The organism is Lysinibacillus sp. FSL K6-4013 (assembly GCF_038630435.1).
Lineage (GTDB): Bacteria > Bacillota > Bacilli > Bacillales_A > Planococcaceae > Lysinibacillus > Lysinibacillus boronitolerans.
This window is the reverse complement of record NZ_CP152031.1, coordinates 2714172-2733686: the sequence shown is the minus strand read 5'-3', so window position 1 is coordinate 2733686 and position 19515 is coordinate 2714172. Positions and strand designations below refer to the sequence as shown.

General features: G+C 37.7%; 18 protein-coding genes. 13 read left to right on the top strand and 5 right to left on the bottom strand.

Annotated elements, in window-relative coordinates:
• Positions 1–96: 96 nt before the first annotated feature.
• Positions 97–891 carry an SDR family oxidoreductase gene (locus MHB39_RS13595; protein WP_342544124.1) on the bottom strand — a complete coding sequence of 265 codons (795 nt, stop codon included), beginning with the start codon at positions 889–891 and terminating at the stop codon, positions 97–99.
• A 107-nt stretch (positions 892–998) separates the two neighbouring features.
• Positions 999–2009 (bottom strand): AraC family transcriptional regulator ligand-binding domain-containing protein, encoded by a 1011-nt coding sequence (locus tag MHB39_RS13590; RefSeq protein WP_342546918.1) that lies wholly within the window; start codon positions 2007–2009, stop codon positions 999–1001.
• 567 nt (positions 2010–2576) lie between these two features.
• On the opposite strand from MHB39_RS13590, the gene MHB39_RS13585 reads away from it, so the two are divergent.
• Both MHB39_RS13585 and MHB39_RS13580 read left to right on the top strand, forming a co-directional pair.
• Entirely contained in the window at positions 2577–3116 is a 540-nt protein-coding gene (locus tag MHB39_RS13585) for a flavodoxin family protein (RefSeq protein WP_342544123.1), read from the top strand.
• A gap of 277 nt (positions 3117–3393) precedes the next feature.
• The gene (locus tag MHB39_RS13580) at positions 3394–4281 is read left to right on the top strand and encodes a LysR family transcriptional regulator (RefSeq protein ID WP_258860468.1); all 888 of its coding nucleotides are present in this window, start codon (positions 3394–3396) and stop codon (positions 4279–4281) included.
• A gap of 35 nt (positions 4282–4316) precedes the next feature.
• On the opposite strand, the gene MHB39_RS13575 is transcribed toward MHB39_RS13580, so the two are convergent.
• Both MHB39_RS13575 and MHB39_RS13570 read right to left on the bottom strand, forming a co-directional pair.
• The gene (locus MHB39_RS13575; RefSeq protein ID WP_342544122.1) at positions 4317–5345 is read right to left on the bottom strand and encodes an S-layer homology domain-containing protein; all 1029 of its coding nucleotides are present in this window, start codon (positions 5343–5345) and stop codon (positions 4317–4319) included.
• Between the two features lie 125 nt (positions 5346–5470).
• Entirely contained in the window at positions 5471–6208 is a 738-nt protein-coding gene (locus MHB39_RS13570) for an SDR family NAD(P)-dependent oxidoreductase (protein WP_259950777.1), read from the bottom strand.
• 160 nt (positions 6209–6368) lie between these two features.
• Between MHB39_RS13570 and MHB39_RS13565 the strand changes: the two genes are divergently transcribed.
• From MHB39_RS13565 to MHB39_RS13540, 6 genes are all read left to right on the top strand, one after another.
• Positions 6369–6977 (top strand): TetR/AcrR family transcriptional regulator, encoded by a 609-nt coding sequence (locus tag MHB39_RS13565; protein ID WP_066037768.1) that lies wholly within the window; start codon positions 6369–6371, stop codon positions 6975–6977.
• A 199-nt stretch (positions 6978–7176) separates the two neighbouring features.
• Complete coding sequence (locus MHB39_RS13560) at positions 7177–7338, top strand: hypothetical protein (RefSeq protein WP_312124700.1); 162 nt, start codon at positions 7177–7179, stop codon at positions 7336–7338.
• 154 nt (positions 7339–7492) lie between these two features.
• Complete coding sequence (locus MHB39_RS13555; protein WP_342544117.1) at positions 7493–8407, top strand: zinc ABC transporter substrate-binding protein; 915 nt, start codon at positions 7493–7495, stop codon at positions 8405–8407.
• Between the two features lie 9 nt (positions 8408–8416).
• On the top strand, positions 8417–9145 hold the full coding sequence (locus tag MHB39_RS13550; RefSeq protein ID WP_048392425.1) for a metal ABC transporter ATP-binding protein: 729 nt from the start codon (positions 8417–8419) through the stop codon (positions 9143–9145).
• 11 nt (positions 9146–9156) lie between these two features.
• Complete coding sequence (locus tag MHB39_RS13545) at positions 9157–10029, top strand: metal ABC transporter permease (protein WP_054550447.1); 873 nt, start codon at positions 9157–9159, stop codon at positions 10027–10029.
• On the top strand, positions 10026–10883 hold the full coding sequence (locus tag MHB39_RS13540) for a metal ABC transporter permease (RefSeq protein WP_342544114.1): 858 nt from the start codon (positions 10026–10028) through the stop codon (positions 10881–10883). Before MHB39_RS13545 ends, MHB39_RS13540 begins: the two co-directional genes overlap by 4 nt.
• Before the next feature lie 360 nt (positions 10884–11243).
• On the opposite strand, the gene MHB39_RS13535 is transcribed toward MHB39_RS13540, so the two are convergent.
• Positions 11244–11639, bottom strand: a complete 396-nt coding sequence (locus MHB39_RS13535; RefSeq protein WP_258860474.1) for a hypothetical protein — start codon at positions 11637–11639, stop codon at positions 11244–11246.
• Between the two features lie 231 nt (positions 11640–11870).
• On the opposite strand from MHB39_RS13535, the gene MHB39_RS13530 reads away from it, so the two are divergent.
• The 5 genes from MHB39_RS13530 (at position 11871) to MHB39_RS13510 (ending at position 19209) form a co-directional block, all read left to right on the top strand.
• Positions 11871–12554: an ABC transporter ATP-binding protein gene (locus MHB39_RS13530; protein ID WP_258860475.1), complete on the top strand. Its 684-nt coding sequence runs from the start codon at positions 11871–11873 to the stop codon at positions 12552–12554.
• Complete coding sequence (locus tag MHB39_RS13525) at positions 12551–14983, top strand: hypothetical protein (protein ID WP_342544110.1); 2433 nt, start codon at positions 12551–12553, stop codon at positions 14981–14983. The genes MHB39_RS13530 and MHB39_RS13525 overlap by 4 nt, the downstream gene beginning before the upstream one ends.
• A gap of 156 nt (positions 14984–15139) precedes the next feature.
• Positions 15140–16327, top strand: coding sequence for an MFS transporter (locus MHB39_RS13520; protein ID WP_312124710.1), 1188 nt, complete (start codon positions 15140–15142; stop codon positions 16325–16327).
• A 252-nt stretch (positions 16328–16579) separates the two neighbouring features.
• Positions 16580–17845, top strand: a complete 1266-nt coding sequence (locus tag MHB39_RS13515) for an MFS transporter (protein ID WP_312124711.1) — start codon at positions 16580–16582, stop codon at positions 17843–17845.
• 548 nt (positions 17846–18393) lie between these two features.
• Positions 18394–19209, top strand: a complete 816-nt coding sequence (locus MHB39_RS13510) for a lipid II flippase Amj family protein (RefSeq protein WP_016991660.1) — start codon at positions 18394–18396, stop codon at positions 19207–19209.
• Positions 19210–19515 lie beyond the last annotated feature (306 nt).

Sequence of the window (19515 nt, the reverse complement as noted above, 5' to 3'; positions counted from 1 at the left end):
TACGTCGTGGAAATATATTTTCCCAGATGCTCCTTCTGCTCATTCATCGAGCAATATGCAGCCATGCGATTTATCGTCATGGAGACGAGGGGAATGTTAAAAAATTGTCGGTACCATACCACCATCCATACGAATTGGTGAACCTTTAAATGCAGATGCAAATGGACTACATACAAATGTAGTTATTCTCCCTATTTCGATTGGTTTGATAAATCTTTGGATTTCTGATTGAGGTAGGTTTGTCATCATAAATTCTCTCTCTTTCTCAGAAAAACTCATGTCTTTATTAGGAAACATACCATCAATTATTTGATACACATTCTCAGAGAGTGTTGGTCCTGGCATGATTGTATTAATTGTAACCTCTTTTCCTATTGTTAATTTAGATAGGCTTTTTGACAAAGATAATAGCATCGTTTTTGTCATGCAATATTGAGGCATTTGTCCCGAGGGCATAATTGCTTCTTCACTTGCAATAAAAATAATGCGACCAAAATTATTTTCCAACATTTTAGGCAAGTAAAATTTAGATAATCCATTTGCCGCAAGAACATTAGTACGAAAGTATTTTTCCCATGTATCATCATCAACATCTTCATAAGGCATAATTTCATAGATACCCATATTGTTCACTAAAATATCAATACAGGGATATTTTTCAAATAAGGCTTCTCTTTGATGTAAATCAGCAATATTGGCTGTAGCATTTTGTGGAAAAGTAGATGGATAAGTTAATTTAATTTCATTTACAGTGCGTTGTACCTCTTCATCATTTCGTCCATTTATTAGTACGTTCACACCTTCTTTGGCTAGTTCGATAGCGATTGCTTTCCCTATACCTCTTGTAGATCCGGTCACTAAAGCTGTTTTATTGTTCAATCCTATATCCATATTACATTGCTCCTCTATCTATTTTGATTTTCTGGATGTAAAAATAAAAACGCCAACTTTTTTGAAAGTCTGACTATTGGTCTTGTGTTTCAAAATTTTATATTTATCTAATTTGTTCCTACATGTTTAGAACGCCAATTTGAAGGCGTATCACCTTCCCATAGGTGGAAGGCACGGTAAAATGAGTTTTGATCTTCGTATCCAATCAAGAAGGCGACATCTTTAATATCAAGCGAGGGGTCTGCTAGATACTCGCGGGCCTGATCCTGTCGAACTTGTGTTAACAAAAACTTAAAGCTCGTGCATTCGTTAGTAAGCCTGCGCTGCAAGGTACGGTCGCTCATTCCTAGCTCGCTCGCGACTGTCTGTATGTCAGGGCGTCCTCCTGCTAAGCTACGTTTTATTATCCATTTAACCATCTCAGTGATGGAGCTGCTATGTTGGTGCACATTCAACGATTGATCCAGAAGAGGGGTCAACATTTCCAGCAACTCCAAGTTATATGAGGCAAAGTGACGATCCAGATCCCTGCGGTGTATCGTCAACCGGTTACACTTTGCACCAATTTGGATACTGCAACCGAAATAATCTTCAAGCGACTGTACATCGCCCATTTCATGTGAAAATTCAACGAACTTTGCTGCGATCGGTTGACCTGTCCCCCGACGTCCAAGCTCAAGAAGAAATGCAAGTGTGATACCAACCAGCATAGGAGGACCAGGTTGCTCAGTATACGACCATTCTAGTTCGATTGTACATTCCTCACCCTCCTCAGTGATACGCAAGCTTTCAGGTGGACACAGTTGTTTGTACCGTGCCATTCTCTTTAAGGCATCACGATAATCACGTGCATGGTAGGCTACTAGGACAGTAGGGGGGTAATGATTTGGTTCAAAGCTAGTCGCTAGTTTGATGATTCCTTTAGCAGTGTCGTCAATGATATCGGAATAAGCCTGCCAAATTGAAAAATATTGAGTTATAGAGACGACAGGTTCATTAATGATTGTAATAGGTAGTCGTGCTTTTCGAACCACGTCTTGCGGGGCTATCCCTACTTGACGTAACCCTTCCCAAAATCCCAACGGCATTTTAATGCGATTAGAGGTCTGTAACATCATCAATATGAGGCTCCTTCATCATGTATATTTATTGTTCATATCGTGAATTTTGTCCTGCTTTGTTTGAACGGGACAGTTTATATAGTATCTTTTCAATCACGCCTTGTAACTAGCAAACAGTGACTACTAACTTGCAATGTACGACAAATTCTTAGAAAACAAGAATAGTAGGCATCATTATACGTCAAATAATTAAACAAATTTAATGCTTGGATCAATAAAGCAACTATTGCTTCCCTTAACTTTAGCACATCTTTATCACGCGCATTGGCAGTATTCTTTTTTCTCTCTTACAAGAGATATTTTGATTTTCCTCAAGATAATTAATACAGAATAGGGGATAGAGGCCACATTTTTAGCCACGCCCAGCCTATCTCAATACAGCCAAAAAAGTGTTTATAGCTTTATACATTTTGCCAAAGGAAGGCAAAACAGCAATCTCCTTTAAAATCACTTTTTTCGATTGATTTTATCGAAATAATCATCTTTATCGAATTGTAAATACATAATAAGATATAGGTATCCGGGAACAATAGTAAAAACTTCAAGGAAGCGGGGATCATCAAAATGTCAATAGCAGTTATTTACGGTGGCAATCGTCCGAATGGGAATGTAGAGACTTTAACAAAATTAGCCACTCAAGGCCTAATGATTGAAGAAATTTATCTAAAGGATTGTGTCATTCAGCCAATAATCGATAAGCGTCATGCTGAGGAAGGATTCTCAGATGTCAGCGATGATTATAATGCCGTCGTTGACCGTATTCTTCCGCATGATATTCTTATTTTTTCTACGCCTATTTATTGGTATAGTATGACAGGAGCGATGAAGAACTTTATAGATCGATGGTCACAAACCTTAAGAGACCCGAATTATCCTGATTTTAAAGCCTCAATGTCTTCTAAAAAAGCATATGTTATTGCAGTTGGTGGAGATGAGCCTTATATAAAGGGGTTACCAATGATTCAGCAATTTCAACATATTTTTGATTTTGTTGGGATAACCTTTGAGGGGTATATTCTAGGAGAAGGAAACAAGCCAGGCGATATCGTTAAAGATCTCAAAGCGTTGTCTGCAGCTGACCATCTTAGAAAAGAATTGCAATAGGTGCTGGTATAGAAAAGAACGAGCCAACTATCAGACGATCTTATTGGCTGTTAGATTATTTACTATTTTTATAGCAGTATACACAGAAACGTATTTGGATGAAAGAAGTCTCCAAATTCGTTTCTTTTTATATGATAAAAGGATTAAATGCCAGTCACTACATTTGGCAGCCCTTTCTTTCTTTCAGTTACAAACTAGTGTATATTGGATTTTATTATCGAAAAGGATGAATGTTTAAAAATAAACTATCGAAGAAATAGATAAAGGGGTTCAAGTGATGGATATTAAGCAGCTTCAAACGTTTTTTACAGCAGCTGAAACATTAAGCTTTACACAGACAGCCCAGCTTCTTGACTACGCTCAATCGAGTATTACAGCTCAAATCAAAACTTTAGAACAAGAGTTGGGTGTTCAACTTTTTGAGCGGCTTGGCAAGCGCATTATTCTCACGGAAGAGGGCAAGCGTCTACAGCATTATGCAAAAAAAATGCTTGAGCTAGACCGTGAAATGAAAAAAGCTATATCCAACGAGCAGGAGCAAGTCCTATTGAAGATAGGGGCACAGGAAAGTCAGTGTGTCTATCGATTGCCCAGCATTTTACAGCAATTTCAACAGGTTCACCCCCATGTGAAAATCATTTTTAAGCCAGTGCATACAACGGACATTGCTAAAAAGCTATTACAGGCAGGGGATCTAGATGTTGCCTTTATTACAGATACCTACCAGGAAACATCGATGTTACAGCGACAGCGATTGATTGAAGAGCAGCTTATTTTTGTCAGTGCACCTATCGAAAGAAGGGAGCCGCTATCCGCTCAACAGCTAGCACATGAAACGATGCTGTTAACTGAAACAGGGTGCTCTTATCGTAATCATTTAGAAGCATTGCTTCAGCTAGAAGGGGTTCGGCCTTTACAAATGATTGAATTTGCCAGTATTGAAGCGATTAAACAATGTGTAATTGCAGGCCTAGGTATGACGTTTTTACCTAAAATGGTCGTAGAAAAAGAACTGACATTGGGACATGTAACAGAGATACCGTCCACATTAAAGCTAGCTCCTATTTATACAGATATTGCTTGGCATAAAGATAAGCATTTGCAACCATGCCTCCTCGATTTTATTGCTATTGCCAAGCAGAAGTATCAAACGCTGGGGAATTAAAAAAAGGAGCCTGAATGAATCAGACTCTGTTAAAATTATTGCTGCTTGAGGGTACCCGAAAAATTGGTGCCTTCATTACGTTCAGCACGACAATCAATCTCGGACACCTTTAGGGCATTATTGGATAAACGTTCAAATTCAACGACACAGCGATTGCCGTTTGAGGACTTATTCATTAAGGCTTTTGAGCTGCTTGTTATCGTGGCTGTTCCATTGACGTTACCTGAAGCTGTCCCATCATTTGCTGTTAAAGCAATAGAGAAGCTGTTACTTGTAGCGTTCGAAATGACGGCATCGCGGCGGTTAAAATCGTTTGCACCTTTACCCCATTTGTAATAATACGTATAGACACCTTCCCAAGCACTTTTACCAGGTGTTGCTTGTTGCAAAGATTTATCGAGCTGACTTTGGGCATTTTTAGCTCTTGTCATTAATGAAACATTGTTGGCATTCTCGTGTATGGCTTGTGCATCCGCTGAAATTTCATAATAATTTCGCTCGTCCATACGATAAAGCATCGTGACAACTTGCGCACGGGTCATGTTGCTTGTCACGCCATAAAACTTTTGTAAATTACGCTCTTCATACTGTGGATTTAGCCCGGAAGAAATATAGGTATCAAGTAAAAATTGAATAGATTGATCTAAGCCCTTCTTACCGCTAGCTAAATGAGCAATAGCCTGTGCCACTACACCACGCTTCACAGTAGCCGCTCGGATTCGGTTGTCGAAATAGCCATTTAAAGGCACCCCATAGCTTGCGAGCTGGTTATAGAAATCATCCGACCAGTTTGCCGAAGGAGTTTGCTTTTTTAATTCGTCGATGGGCGTTTCGAGCTCATAAAAATTGGCTAATAATTTTCCTAATTGCTGTTCAGTAATGGTAGCATTCGGTTTAAATGTACCGTCTGTAAAGCCATTAACAATATCATATTCTTCTGCCCATAAAATAGCTTCATATGCATAATGATCCTTTGATACGTCCCGAAAGCCAGCAGCTTGTACATTGCCTGCACTAGCTATAATCAGAATAGAAAATAATAATGTACCTATTAATTTTTTCATTTGTTGTCTTCATCCTTTCTTGCTCGCTTTAGTAATAGTTTGCAGGAAATGGATAAAAACTGCAAATTTTTCTAGTGAAAAAATAATCGCTGCCCTTTGTCGGGTAGCGATTATTTTAAACGTCGTTATTGGGCTGTGTAGCCACCATCTACTGTTAATGTGTTCCCTGTCATAAACGTTGAATCGTCACATGCCATAAATAAAACAGCTTTCGCCATTTCCTCTGGTTGTCCTAGTCGTTGCATAGGTGTGATCTGACGTAATGGCTCCTTACTTTCTTCTGGGATAATTGGTGTATCAATAAAGCCTGGACATAGGGCATTGACACGAATCCCTCGCGTAGCAAATTCTAATGCTAATGAACGTGTTAAATTAATCACGCCTCCTTTTGCTGCATTATAAGCAGCTGATCCTGGCGAGCCAACCCAGCCATACATCGAAGCTGTATTAACGATTGTACCACCATTCGCTTTTAGCATTTCTTTGATGGCAGCCTGCGCCATTAAAAATACACCATCTAAGTCTACATTTACAGTTTGACGCCATTCCGCATAAGGAAGCTCCTCAGTTGGCGTAACACGACCAATCCCTGCATTATTAAAAAGGACATCGACTTTGCCAAATGCCTCAATAGTTGTTTGATAAATAGCTGCTACTTCCTGTTCATCCGTTACGTTTGCTTTGATAAACATGGCTTTTGCTCCTGTTGCCTGTAGTTCAGCTGCAAATGCTTGGCCTTTTTCCTCGTTTAGGTCCACAAGCACCACTTTTGCTCCCTCTGCTACAAATAATTTGGCTGTTGCAGCACCGATACCAGAAGCACCACCTGTAATAATTGCGACTTTATCTTGTAATTTCCCCATACATGACACTCCCTTAAACAAACTTTTTTCTTGCACACTGTGTAAATCACGGTGTACTTTTATTGTAAAACGCCTGAAAACGGAAACAATCATTAATGTCGTAGTAAATATCTAACTAGTAGACATATGTGCCTGGAATGTCTAAAAGGGGGAAGTAAAATTGCCAAAATGGACACAAAGACAAGAAAGAACCCGCCGTCATTTTTATGAAGCGTTTGTCGATTTAATGAAACAACATGGTTTTCAAGCCATTACAGTGAAGGATATTGTAGAACGAGCGGGCTATAACCGTAGTACCTTTTATGTGCATTTTCAAGATAAATTTGAGCTGGCAGAGAATTTACTAGAACAAATGCTGAATGGTCTGGAAGTGGCAGTAGGTGAACCCTACCTATATGGAGAAAAGGTATACACGACAAAATTGAAAGCACCATCCTTTAATATTATTCATTACATTTATAAGCACCGTTTGTTTTTCGAGCTGCTGAATGTGGAAGATACGATTCCTGGGTTGCACACCCGTATGCCCTTAACGATCACAAAAATTTATCAAGAGCAATTTAAATTTGAGACGATCAATCAGCAGCCTGTCAACATGAACATGTTCAAGCATTATACTTCCTACGGCTTTTATGGATTGATGATGCAATGGATTGCAAGCGGCTATGAAAAATCAGAAGAAGCTTTAATCAAGGATATTATTGAATTAACAAAAACACATATTTATGCATTTGAATTTATAGGGAAACCGTTAGAAAAAGAAGAATGAACGTTTATTCACATAAATCTATGTATTAAAAAATCTCTAATGTTAGCATTGGGGATTTTTTGTTTGGGCCAAACTAATTTTTACATAAGAAAAAAATTTTTTAAAAGAAATTTTCATAAAGTAGTTGAATTTTCTTTGCATTAAGCATATATTTTTCCTAAGGGAAACAAAATATCTGTGGAGAAAGAAGAGTGCATGAATGAAAGATTTAGGTGATTTCAAGCTGACGATTCTTCCAATGGTCATTTTAATTATTTTAGCAATCGTATGGAAACTGACCGATTCATTAGGCGCAGGGATGATGTTAATACTTTTCTGGATGAGCTGGCGCCAGCTTATCAGGAAAATGAATATAAATTAAGGCATTGTATGAAAAAAAGCTGTGAGATTAGCGTTCAAAACCATTAGAGGGCGGGCATGACAAACAATATACGGCTTGTCCGCCGATTGGTTACGTTGTTGTTTAGCACTTTTTTCAAACAATTGCTTAAAAATGAGAAAGTCGAGGTAGGAAAATGAAACAATGGTTAGGCGTGATGGTATTATCACTCTCATTTCTATTATTTGGCTGTTCAGCAGAAACAGAGGGTGAAAAAGAAGGCATTGTGGTTGCAACCACAGGACAAATTGCAGATGCGATTAAAGAAATCAGTGGTGATCATTTACAGGTATCAGCATTGATGGGTCCAGGCGTAGATCCCCATCTCTACAAGGCGACTCAAAGTGATTTATCGAAATTGGATAAAGCAGAAGTCATTTTTTATAATGGCTTACATTTAGAAGGACAAATGCTCGATATCTTTGAACAAATGGCGAAGGATAAAACGGTCTTGGCAGTGGGCGAGACATTAGATGAAAAGCAACTGCTTGCCAGTGATACGGATGCCATGCTCCATGATCCACATATTTGGTTTGATGTTGAGCTTTGGAAAGGTGTTGTCAAGGCAATCAGTACGCAGCTTCAGGAAGAATACCCTGAATTTAAAGAAGATTTTCAAACAAATGAAGCAGCTTACTTGAAAAAGCTGGATGATTTACAAAGCTACGCAGAAAAACGTGTGAATGAAATACCACAGCAACAAAGAATATTAGTAACGGCTCATGATGCATTCAATTACTTTGGCAGAAGTCAGGGATTTGAAGTACGTGGCTTGCAAGGGCTGAGTACTGATTCAGAGTATGGTGTGAAGGATGTTCAGGAGATGGTTGATTTCTTAGTAGAAAATAAGATTAAGGCTCTTTTTATAGAATCCAGTGTGTCCGATAAGGCGATGAAAGCTGTCATTGAAGGGGCTAAGGAGAAAGGCCACGACATTGTCATCGGTGGGGAATTATTCTCAGATGCTATGGGAGCTGAAGGAACAACAGAAGGTACGTATATAGGTATGTATCAACATAACATCGACACGATCGTCGATGCATTAAAGTAGGTGAAGAATATGTATGCATTAACAGTGGAAAATCTATCAGTGGCGTATGATAAAAAAACAGTATTAGAAAATGCCTGTGTAACAGTGCCTACAGGTCATCTAGCTGCCATTATTGGCCCAAATGGTGCAGGGAAATCCACATTTTTAAAGGCCATTTTAAATCAGCTTCCTAATAAAGTGGGAAAGGTAGAAATTTTAGGGAAGGTGTTTGAGCCAAAGAGTTTAGTCGTAGGCTATGTGCCTCAGCGTAATGCGGTGGATTGGGATTTCCCAACAAATGCGTTGGATGTGGTGCTCATGGGGCGTTATGGCCATACAGGCTTATTTAAAAGACCGTCTAAGCAGGATAAAATTGTTGCTCGACAAGCTTTAGCAAGTGTTGGGATGCAGGATTTTGCAGAGCGTTCCATCGGGCAGCTTTCAGGAGGCCAGCAACAACGTGTATTCCTAGCTAGAGCCCTTGCACAAAATGCAGATATATATTTTTTAGATGAACCATTTGCAGGAGTAGATGCTGCGACAGAAAAAACGATTATTGATATTTTAAAGGATTTAAAGGCACAGGGAAAAAGTATTTTTGTTGTGCATCACGATCTTCAAACCGTCAAAGAATACTTTGACTATACAATTCTATTAAACAAAACAATTTTAGCATCAGGCGCAACGGAAGATGTTTTTACACCAGAGCAATTACAAAAAACATATGGTGGTAAACTTTTCATGATGCAGCATGTGTAAGGAGGGACATAATGTTAAGCGGTAACTTATTGTGGGTACTGAGTGGAACGATGTTACTTGGCATTGCAGCAGGCATCACAGGCACGTTCTCCTTCTTACAGAAACAAAGTCTAGTTGGGGATGCTGCTGCGCATGCAGCATTACCAGGTATTGCCCTTGCGTTCCTGCTAACAGGTCAAAAGGAATTGCCAATTTTAATGCTAGGAGCAGGCATTACATCTGCATTATCTGTGTATTGTATTCAATGGATTGTGTCATTTTCAAAAATGAAGGCTGACGCTGCCATTGGATTAGTCCTCACCGTATTTTTTGGTGTTGGTGTTGTATTTTTAACAGTGGTTAACCGTAGCCCACTGGGGAATCAGAGTGGTCTGAATAATTTTATTTTCGGTAAAGCAGCGACGATGACCAAGGCAGATTTAATGTGGCTCTTTATTAGTGCAACCATCATTATTGTGGTTAGTCTCTTGCTTTATAAGGAATGGAAGCTACTGATCTTTGATCCTGTTTATGCAAAAGGGATTGGCTTACCAATAGAGGCTTTAAAGGCAACATTAACGGTTTTAATTGTCATGACAATTGTTACAGGTATACAAGCTGTTGGCGTTATTTTAATGTCAGCTTTATTAATTATTCCTGCTGCCAGTGCCAAGTTATGGACAAAAAAATTGAGCACAATGCTCATTTTAAGTGCTGCGATTGGAGGTATCGCTGGCATAACAGGAACCTTTATTAGTGCGATTCGAACAGGGTTATCGACAGGTCCGATAATTGTCTTAGTGGCAGCAGGTATATTCTTTCTATCGTATTTTATAAGTCCAACTGGTCAAATTAGTAAATATCGTAGGAAAATGCAATTTCGAAAGCAGGGTGATGTAGGATGATCGAATTTTGGGTTGTATTCACGGGACTGTTAGTTGGGGTAACTTGTGGAATTGCAGGTGTCTTCCTCATCTTGCGTAGAATGTCCATGATTGCAGATGCGATCAGTCATACAGTGCTCTTTGGCATTGTAATGGCTTACCTTATTACCCAAACGTTGAATGGTTTTTGGATGTTGGTAGGTGCTGCGTTTGCAGGGATTTTAACAGCCTATCTTGTGCAATTATTACATTCTTCTGGTATTCAAGAAGACGCAGCGATAGGCGTAGTGTTTACATCTCTGTTTGCAGCAGGTGTTCTCCTCATCACCTTATTTGCAGGCAATGTGCACTTAGATGTTGAGCATGTTTTAATGGGAGAAATTGCTTTTGTTCCTTGGGATAAATGGACATTGCTTGGGCTGGCAATGCCTAAGGCAGTATGGATGCTCTTACTCGTCCTCGTCATTAATATTGCGTTCCTACTCCTATTCTTTAAAGAAATGAAGCTTGCAACGTTTGACCCTGTGTATGCAGCAACCATTGGCATTCCCGTTGTCTTTCTTCATTATGGCTTTATGACATCGATTTCGTTTACAACAGTGGCAGCTTTTGATAGTGTAGGGGCCATTTTAGTGGTTGCCATGTTGATTGGGCCAGCTGCTACCTCCTATTTAATCAGCAAGACGATTAAGCAAATGTTCGTCTATAGTATGCTCTTTGGAGCTGCTGCTTCCGTCATTGGCTATTATTTAGCGAAATTCTGGGATACCTCTATAGCAGGTATGATGGCAACAACAGTCGGCTTTATTTTTATCGTGACGTTTATCTGTCAAAAAATCGTTGGACATAGAAAAAACTTCTTGTCTATAAATTAAAAATAGATTGAGTAAAAGACATAGTTTGATAAATTCAGGCGATGTTTTTCATGAATTTTCAACAGTTAGTGAAAAGTGTAGGAAAAACAGCATTTGGTTTTTCGTCTGTACAATCTGAAGGTGACAAATAATTTGGTAAATTAAAATCACAACGCACAGTGAGTTTTGCAAAATTATGTCGATAGGTTAAATAGATTCGAAATAGATTTTCTATTAAATACGTAAATACTATTATTCGTGAAAGCCAGCTGCAACCCGTTCATAAAATGTACATTGTTGCAATAGCATACAAAATTTTAGGAGGAGTATCATCCCCTCCTAAAAGTAATAAGGTATATATCTAGACCATTCTATATTTTATTATCTTTTAAGTGTAACTGATCCAGTGGCCGAAGCAGTATCACCATTAGTAACCGACAAATAGTTATTCCAAGTTCGCGTACTATCATTCATAGACAAACTATATAGTCTAGTATGAGTAGTGCTATAGAAATCAGCTGTAAAAGTTCGAGTAGTATATCCATCATTATATGACACATTATCGTATGATGAATTACCTCCCCCCCAACCGATTGTTTTAGTTACGTTTGAGCTAGATGCTGTTAAGGTTGTGTTACTAGGAGAAATATATGCATCTACTGGAACCCAAAGTGGTGTAATAGATTCAGGGATTTCTTCAGCCGAAGCCGTGGCATAACCTGCTCCTAAAATGAATGTTGCTGTTAATGCACCTAATAATAGCTTTTTTGTCTTCATAAATATGAACCCTCCTTAAGATATAGTAAAATGACATCCTATAAATATATTAGATGTCATTTTTTGTTATATATAAAAAGGTTTATATTGTTAATTATAGAATATAAAGTATTTTTATGGGTTTGTTAGATGTTGATTATATTATAAAATAGGTTAGAATTACCATATTAGTATTCAATTACTTTATATGTTATTTTTTTAAAATGTACATACGTGTTAGGGGGAAAATATATGATAGAGATTAAATATTTAAAGAAAACCTATTCCACTATTTCCTCTGAAAAGTTCAGAGTATTCGATGATATATCTTTAGTAATTCATGATGGGCAATGGTGTTCGATTATCGGTCCATCTGGTAGTGGAAAAACAACATTTTTAAATTGCGTGGCTGGTTTACTACAACCTGATGAAGGTGAGGTTCTTTATGAAAAGGTCAGCATATATAACATGAAAGAAAAAGATCGAAATAATTATAGAAGATTTCAAATAGGATTTGTTTTCCAAGATTTTAAATTGCTACCGCATTATTCCGTATTAGATAATGTGATACTTCCTCTATATTATGATGAGCCAAAAAGAGAATTATATAGTAGGGCAAGAAATCTCTTAACACAAGTAGGTATTTCAGAAGATTTATTTAATAGATTACCAGAGGGTTTATCGGGTGGTGAAAAGCAAAGGGTAGCCATCGCACGAGCCTTAATGGCAAATCCAAAAGTATTAATTTGCGATGAGCCAACAGGTAGCTTAGATGTAGCAAATCGAAATAAAGTGTTGGAGATATTTTTACAATTGAAGCAAAAAGGCTTGACAATATTATTAGTAACGCACGATGAGGAAGTAGCAAAGCTAGGAGATGTCACTTATAGATTAAACGACGGTCAAATGGAGGAAGTCGGGGGAAATAAACTATGATACATTTTCCTTGGAATCGTATAAAAAATAGAAAATTTGCCTCTATAACAATTATTTTAGCTTTTCTGGCTGTATTTCTTTTAATACCTATAGGACTTGACAGCACTAAGGAAACTAAATTAGCTGTTCAGAGTTCAATTGCTGTCCATGGAAGAGGTTCCTATGATTTATTAGTACGACCTAAGGATTCTAGAACAACTATAGAACAGAAGGCAGGAATCGTTGAAGAGAATTATATAGGCGATAGCCAAGGTGGAATTTCAATTGAAGAATGGCAAAATTTAAAAGAGCACCCTGAAATCGAAGTTGCTGCACCTGTTGCCTCTATTGGTTATTTCACTGGTAAACAATTATCAGTTGAGCTACCGCAGCTAGAGCAATCAACAAGGTTTACATGGGAGTTTTATACAACGGATGGCTCTAATTCTTACGTTCTGAGCCCTCCTCGAAGTCTTATTTATTTTAAAGAATCTCAGCCTGGCAATGTCCAATACTTAAAAGATTTGACTTTAGGAGAATCAGCATCAGGTGCTACAATGGAAATTATGTTACCAACAGCGTACCATTTACTATCTGCAATTGATATTGAAAGTGAACAAAAGTTAACCAATATTGATTTTTCCCAATTGGAAAATGAAATAGACCCATTGGAGCTACAAGCCATTCATAATACTTTTGGTAATGTACCTATTTTAAAAGTAATACAAAGAGAGGATATACAAGTCCCATTAACGTTGAAGCTTAAAGCTGAGGCATTGGAGATTGACATAGAAGAATATCGCCAAAAATTAGGCTTATCACAGCAGGATTGGCTTATGGCTGCTGACACATCTGCTAAGCATCAAGTTATAGCAGAACTTAATAGAAAAGAAGCCGTTACGGTTATTGAACGGGAAATTGACTTATCTTCTTTTCAAAAACCATTTGATGGCACTCCTGTGAAAATAAATGATCAATTAAAGGCTGAAAAAACAGATAATTTTGTAGCAAGTAGAGGAGAAATACCTGTGTTCTTTACAGCTCAAAAGTTAGAATATGACTTTTCAGATGAAATTTTCAAAATTAATATCGTTGAAAAGGGAAGTCCACCATCCTACAAGATAATAGAGCGAAAAGGAAGAAGTTTATATGAATCCCAGGAAATACCTTATCTATTGGAGCAAGTAGGCAAATTTTTACCTTCAAAAACCGAATCCAATCAACTTTCCTCCAGTCCTTTAGGCATATATTCTACAGCTAGCATTAAAACAATGCAAGGCCATATACTGAAACCTACGACTATTCCAGGTAGCTTTATTCCACAGCCTGCAGGTGCGTTAATCTCGATAGAATCGGCTGAAATGATTAAGGGATCAAAGCCTATTGATGCAATTAGAATAAAAGTAGCAGGCATTAATGAATACAATAATGAGGCACAAGTAAAAATTGAAGAAGTAGCAATCGATTTACTTAAGTTAGGTTATGAAGTGGATATTGTAGCTGGTTCGTCTTTTGTTAATCAAATGTTAGATGTTGAAGGGATTGGAAAGGTGATAGCTCCTTGGACTACATTAGGTGTGGCACAAGAGTTGGAGGAGAATTGGAATCACTTGACCTTTATAACCACAATATTATTTATTGTTTTTGCCTTTGTGTGGTTTGTGGCACGACTTTTATTTGAGAAGAACCTACTACAAAATGAGGATGATTTGTTGCGTATAGTAGGCTGGCAACGTAAACAGATAATTCAAAGAAATTATATTGAACAGTATATTTTACTACTTGTTGCTTATATCCTTAGCATTCTATTGATTCCATTCCTATCCTTAAAGACAAGTGCATATTGGATGGCAACGATTATTTTTGTTATTTTTATAATAATTCTTAGCTTTGTTTTTGCAATCAATAAACAGGAAAAGAAAAGGCTTATAGCTTATAAGAGAACATATTCATTTCTTTATTATCGGAAAATTCTTATTCCTACAATGGTTGTTTTATATATGTCTACGGTACTTTTAATTATTCAAACTGCAAGTATTGGAACTACGATTGTTAACGCTCAAAAATCCTCGTTAGGACAATTTACTGTAGATATAACATTATGGTTTCAAATAGCTATTTTACTCTCTACATTTATTTTATCAATTTTAGGGCTAAGTGAATGTTTACATTCTTTATTTCAAAATAGGCGCAATGAGCTCGAAATGTATCATATTATTGGCTGGAAGAGAGCTAAAATTTTGATGCATTTATTTAAGGAAGTATTTTTATGGACGGGTATAACAATGATCGTAGGAAGCATAACTGGCTTCTTATTCCTTACTATATTGAAATTCCCGGAATTTTGGATTATTGGAAGTATCCTAACATCATTAGTCCTACTAAGTGTTGTTATCGGAGGCTTGACAATTCTCAAAACCATCCTTTCGCCGCAAAGGGTGATAAGATAATAATATAAGGTATCTCTACTCATTTGGCTGTATACTTGTTGTAATGCTAGGAAGGGAAGAAGTGGCATAAAAACTAACAATGTTTTCTATATTTATATGTACGAATATTTAAAATTTTGTTACGATAAATTTTATTGAAACAACAAGGAGAACAGCATGTGGAGAAATCGAAACGTATGGATTATTTTATTAGGTGAATTTGTCGTTGGTCTTGGCTTGTGGGCAGGGATTATTGGCAATTTAGCCTTTATGCAAGAAGTAGTACCGTCAGACTTTCACAAATCATTAATTATTTCCTGTGGAATTTTAGCGGGCTTGGTTGTCGGTCCAATGGCAGGGCGAATCATTGACCAATCTAGGAAAAAAACAGTTGTCCAAATGGCCAGTATTGGACGAATCGTCAGTGTATTATTTATGTTTATTGCACTTTATAGCAATTCAGTTATATGGATGATTCTATTTTTAATTACCTTACAAATAGCAGCAGCATTTTATATGCCTGCCTTGCAATCTATTATTCCAATGATTGCGAAGGAACAAGATTTAATTACGTTAAATGCTTGGCAAATGAATGCTAGAACCATTTCAAGGATCGTCGGCACGGCAGCAGCTGGATTTATGTTAAGCTTTTTTGAATTGAAATGGTTATATATTATTTCACTTATTGTCTATGTGATTATGTTTGCCATTACAAGCTTACTGCAGCTAGATGAAACGTCGAATGAGACAATGACAAACAAAGAAAAAGGGAATTTTAAAGAAGTGTTGCCGATGGTGAAAGAGCATCCAATAGTTCTGATGACGCTAGTCTTAATGTTAATTCCTACTTTATTTTTAGGTTCTTTTAATTTAGTCATTATGAAAATTTCAGAAATACATCAATCGACGACCATTTCAGGATTGTTATATACAGTAGAAGGTATCGGCTTTATGCTAGGAGCAGCGGGCTTGAAAATCATAACAGAACGTGTACAAATGGGTACACTGCTCTTTTCATTAGCCTTTATTATCGGCTCAATGGAGCTCATGTTGTTACTCGCAGATATTCAATTTTTTGCTCTAGTAGCCTTTGGCGTCTTTGGCTTTTCCGTTGGTTGTTTTTTCCCGACAACGATGGTTATTTTCCAAAAACAAGTACCGAAACAGTTTCATGGACGCTTTTTTTCTTTCCGAAATATGATTGATTCTGTCGTTTTTCAAATCGTCTTGTTGTCGACAGGTATGATGCTCGATTTAATCGGCTTAAATGGCATGGGGCTTGTTTTTGGGATTATTAGCTTAAGTTTAACAACTACCTTTTTGTTTTTCTCAAAGAAAAAGAAAGTCGTTATGCATGCGACATAATTTCATGTCATTCATTCTCTGCTTCTTAGGTGAAATCCCCATAGAGGTATGTCGGTGAGGGTAGATAAAAGGAGCTGTCTATATGACAGTTCCTTCTTCATTGAATGGAGAACCTTAGTAAAAAACCATATACACATAGATTAAAATAATCTGATAAGCATAAAGTACCTTGAATATACTTTGGATACATCGAGACGAGATAGTTACCTTTTAATGTGTGGAGTGTGTGATAGAGAGAAAGAAGGTTAAATTATGGTTGGAAAAGATCAAGAGACAATATCGTCCTACATTGATTCACCTGAAAAACTGAAAAGCTTGTATAGGCGTGTATTACTAGTTGTCAGTCTATCTCAAATTTTTGGTGGGGCTGGTCTTGCGGCAGGTATTACAGTAGGTGCCCTATTGGCTCAACAAATGCTCGGAACGGATGCCTATGCAGGCGTACCATCCGCCTTATTCACGCTAGGATCGGCAGGAGCGGCTTTCATTGTAGGAAAAATATCACAGCGATATGGCCGTCGTACAGGCTTATCAACAGGCTTTATAGTAGGTGGACTAGGAGCGATTGGTGTTGTCCTAGCTGCATTGATTAATAGTGTAATTATATTGTTTGTTTCTCTATTAATCTATGGTGCAGGCACGGCGACCAATTTACAGGCCCGCTATGCTGGTACAGATTTAGCCAATGAGAAACAACGAGCTACAGCGATTAGCACGACGATGCTTATGACGACGTTTGGTGCTGTATTAGGTCCAAACTTAGTCGAAGTAATGGGCACAGTGGCACTATCCATTGGTATTCCAGCTCTTGCAGGTCCCTTTATATTATCCGCAGTTGCTTTTATGGTCGCTGGACTGGTGCTATTTATCATGTTACGTCCCGATCCTTTAGAAATTGCCAAAGCTATTGAAGCACACCAGCACAAAAATAAAGCAAATAAAACACCAGCCATGCAAACATCAGGCAATAAAAAGGGCCTAGCGGTAGGAGCAACAGTTATGGTCCTGACACAAATTGTCATGGTGGCCATCATGACAATGACACCTGTACATATGAAACATCATGGCCATGGATTAGCCGAGGTTGGTATTGTGATAGGGTTTCATGTAGGTGCTATGTATCTGCCATCACTCGTCACAGGTATTCTTGTTGATAAAATCGGCCGTACCGCAATGAGTATAGCTTCAGGTATTACATTGCTTCTTGCTGGCGTAGTGGCTGCATTTGCACCAAGTGATTCCATGGTGTTACTCATTGTGGCACTTTCTTTACTGGGATTAGGTTGGAACTTCGGCTTAATTAGTGGAACTGCTCAAATTGTTGATGCGACGGAGCCTTCTACCCGTGCAAAAACACAGGGCAAAATGGATGTCTTTGTGGCATTGGCAGGTGCATCAGGTGGTGCGCTATCAGGTATGGTAGTGGCGAATTCAAGCTATGCAGCGTTGTCCTTAGCAGGAGGGCTATTGTCGTTAGTATTGATTCCTGTTGTCATTTGGTCTAGAAGAGCTGTTTAAAAAGGCGAAGGGGAAATTGGAAGCTAAGCTAATTATTATCCGAGGAAGGATGATCTATTAAAATTAATGGTAAAGCAACTGTAGTAACAAAAAACTTACCCTTTCTTAGGGTAAGTTTTTTCATAGTGTTGAAAAATTTCCGTGCAGGTTACAGCTTTCCTCTGGGCGAACACAGCTCCGTTTAGAGTTTACCTGTATCGCTATCACAGAAGATTCAAGTAGGCTTCCACTCCAATCCATTAAAATGTTTCTTTTTTAGAAAATCAAATAAAACAAAGGTGTTCACTACTCTTTATGGCTAGAGTAGTCACTCATCACTACTGCCAGTATGAAAGAGGAAAAGCTACTTTTGTAGAATGGTTGGAGAGGAGCCAGCGTCACTCCTAGGGGATTTAGCGACTCATCGGACGCTGGCGGAACGGAAATCAACCCCTCACCTTTTAAAATAGTATTTTCTGCCGTTGACATCACATTTTTTCAATTGGAACAATTTTATTGAATAAGCGTTACAATATTAAATCGTTAGAAAGTGAAGAGTAGGTACTTATATGGATTTAATAACAGAAAAATTAATCATGATTGCTTTATTTATTTTAATCATTCATGCGATTGAAACGCTTGCATATGCAGTACGTTTATCAGGAGCACGTGTCAAATTACTAGCTTCGGCTTTATCTCTTTTTAATGTAATGGTCATGGTGTCGAGGTTAGCAAATATGATGCAACAACCATTCACTGGGAGCCTTGTTGATACAGCACCTACGGATAATGCGATGACATTTGTAGAACATCAATTTCGACTAATTATTGGAGCGGCTTCGCTTGGAACAATAGTAGGAATCTTACTTATCCCTACCTTTGTAGCCATTTTTTCAAGAGCTATCGTTCATTTGGCTGAGGAAAGAGGTTCAATCCCGGCTTTATTGAAAAAGGGCTTTACATTTGACTATGTAAGACGAGGGATTAAGCATATTCATACACCAAATTTTAGTTATTTAAAAGGCATTCGTCTACAGGATATACCGATTAAATTATTTGTCATCAATATTGTTATTACAGCTATTTATACGATAGGTGTTTTATCAGCCTTGTATGCCACATTATTAGTACCAGAATTAAAGACTACTGCTGTTATGGCATCTGGATTAATTAATGGCATTGCAACAATACTATTAATCTTATTTATTGACCCGAAAATATCCATTCTAGCAGATGATGTGATCAATAAGAGAGGAAGCTATCTAGACCTGAAAAGAATGTCTGTTATGATGATGTTTTCCAGATTTTTAGGAACGATTATGGCACAATTATTATTGATTCCAGGTGCTCATTATGTTGCGTGGTTTGCCAAACTGATTGCTTAATCAAAACGGCCTTCAAGCATTCAGTTCATGGAACAGTAATCACGTTGGATAGTGGACAATATTTACACTATACAAAATCACCAAAAATTGTTGAAACCTTAAGGGCGTTTATGAAAAATAAAATCTTATCTCTCCATTTTTAAAGAGGTAAGATTTTTTTTAGTTCGATCCCGACACTAAAAAAAGGGTAGTAATAAGCTGCTACAAGGTTGCTTGGCTTTGCTATACATTGTAATCCATATTTCGATAAGCATTGAAGTACTCTCCGTTTATAATTAGCATATAACATGAATTATATGAGGAGCC

Excerpts from the sequence above, each read along its gene's own strand:
- MHB39_RS13595 (WP_342544124.1), bottom strand. The coding sequence starts at position 891 with ATGGATATAGGATTGAACAATAAAACAGCTTTAGTGACCGGATCTACA.
- MHB39_RS13590 (WP_342546918.1), bottom strand. The coding sequence starts at position 2,009 with ATGATGTTACAGACCTCTAATCGCATTAAAATGCCGTTGGGATTTTGG.
- MHB39_RS13585 (WP_342544123.1), top strand. The coding sequence starts at position 2,577 with ATGTCAATAGCAGTTATTTACGGTGGCAATCGTCCGAATGGGAATGTA.
- MHB39_RS13580 (WP_258860468.1), top strand. The coding sequence starts at position 3,394 with ATGGATATTAAGCAGCTTCAAACGTTTTTTACAGCAGCTGAAACATTA.
- MHB39_RS13575 (WP_342544122.1), bottom strand. The coding sequence starts at position 5,345 with ATGAAAAAATTAATAGGTACATTATTATTTTCTATTCTGATTATAGCT.
- MHB39_RS13570 (WP_259950777.1), bottom strand. The coding sequence starts at position 6,208 with ATGGGGAAATTACAAGATAAAGTCGCAATTATTACAGGTGGTGCTTCT.
- MHB39_RS13560 (WP_312124700.1), top strand. The coding sequence starts at position 7,177 with ATGAAAGATTTAGGTGATTTCAAGCTGACGATTCTTCCAATGGTCATT.
- MHB39_RS13555 (WP_342544117.1), top strand. The coding sequence starts at position 7,493 with ATGAAACAATGGTTAGGCGTGATGGTATTATCACTCTCATTTCTATTA.
- MHB39_RS13550 (WP_048392425.1), top strand. The coding sequence starts at position 8,417 with ATGTATGCATTAACAGTGGAAAATCTATCAGTGGCGTATGATAAAAAA.
- MHB39_RS13545 (WP_054550447.1), top strand. The coding sequence starts at position 9,157 with ATGTTAAGCGGTAACTTATTGTGGGTACTGAGTGGAACGATGTTACTT.
- MHB39_RS13540 (WP_342544114.1), top strand. The coding sequence starts at position 10,026 with ATGATCGAATTTTGGGTTGTATTCACGGGACTGTTAGTTGGGGTAACT.
- MHB39_RS13535 (WP_258860474.1), bottom strand. The coding sequence starts at position 11,639 with ATGAAGACAAAAAAGCTATTATTAGGTGCATTAACAGCAACATTCATT.
- MHB39_RS13530 (WP_258860475.1), top strand. The coding sequence starts at position 11,871 with ATGATAGAGATTAAATATTTAAAGAAAACCTATTCCACTATTTCCTCT.
- MHB39_RS13525 (WP_342544110.1), top strand. The coding sequence starts at position 12,551 with ATGATACATTTTCCTTGGAATCGTATAAAAAATAGAAAATTTGCCTCT.
- MHB39_RS13520 (WP_312124710.1), top strand. The coding sequence starts at position 15,140 with ATGTGGAGAAATCGAAACGTATGGATTATTTTATTAGGTGAATTTGTC.
- MHB39_RS13515 (WP_312124711.1), top strand. The coding sequence starts at position 16,580 with ATGGTTGGAAAAGATCAAGAGACAATATCGTCCTACATTGATTCACCT.
- MHB39_RS13510 (WP_016991660.1), top strand. The coding sequence starts at position 18,394 with ATGGATTTAATAACAGAAAAATTAATCATGATTGCTTTATTTATTTTA.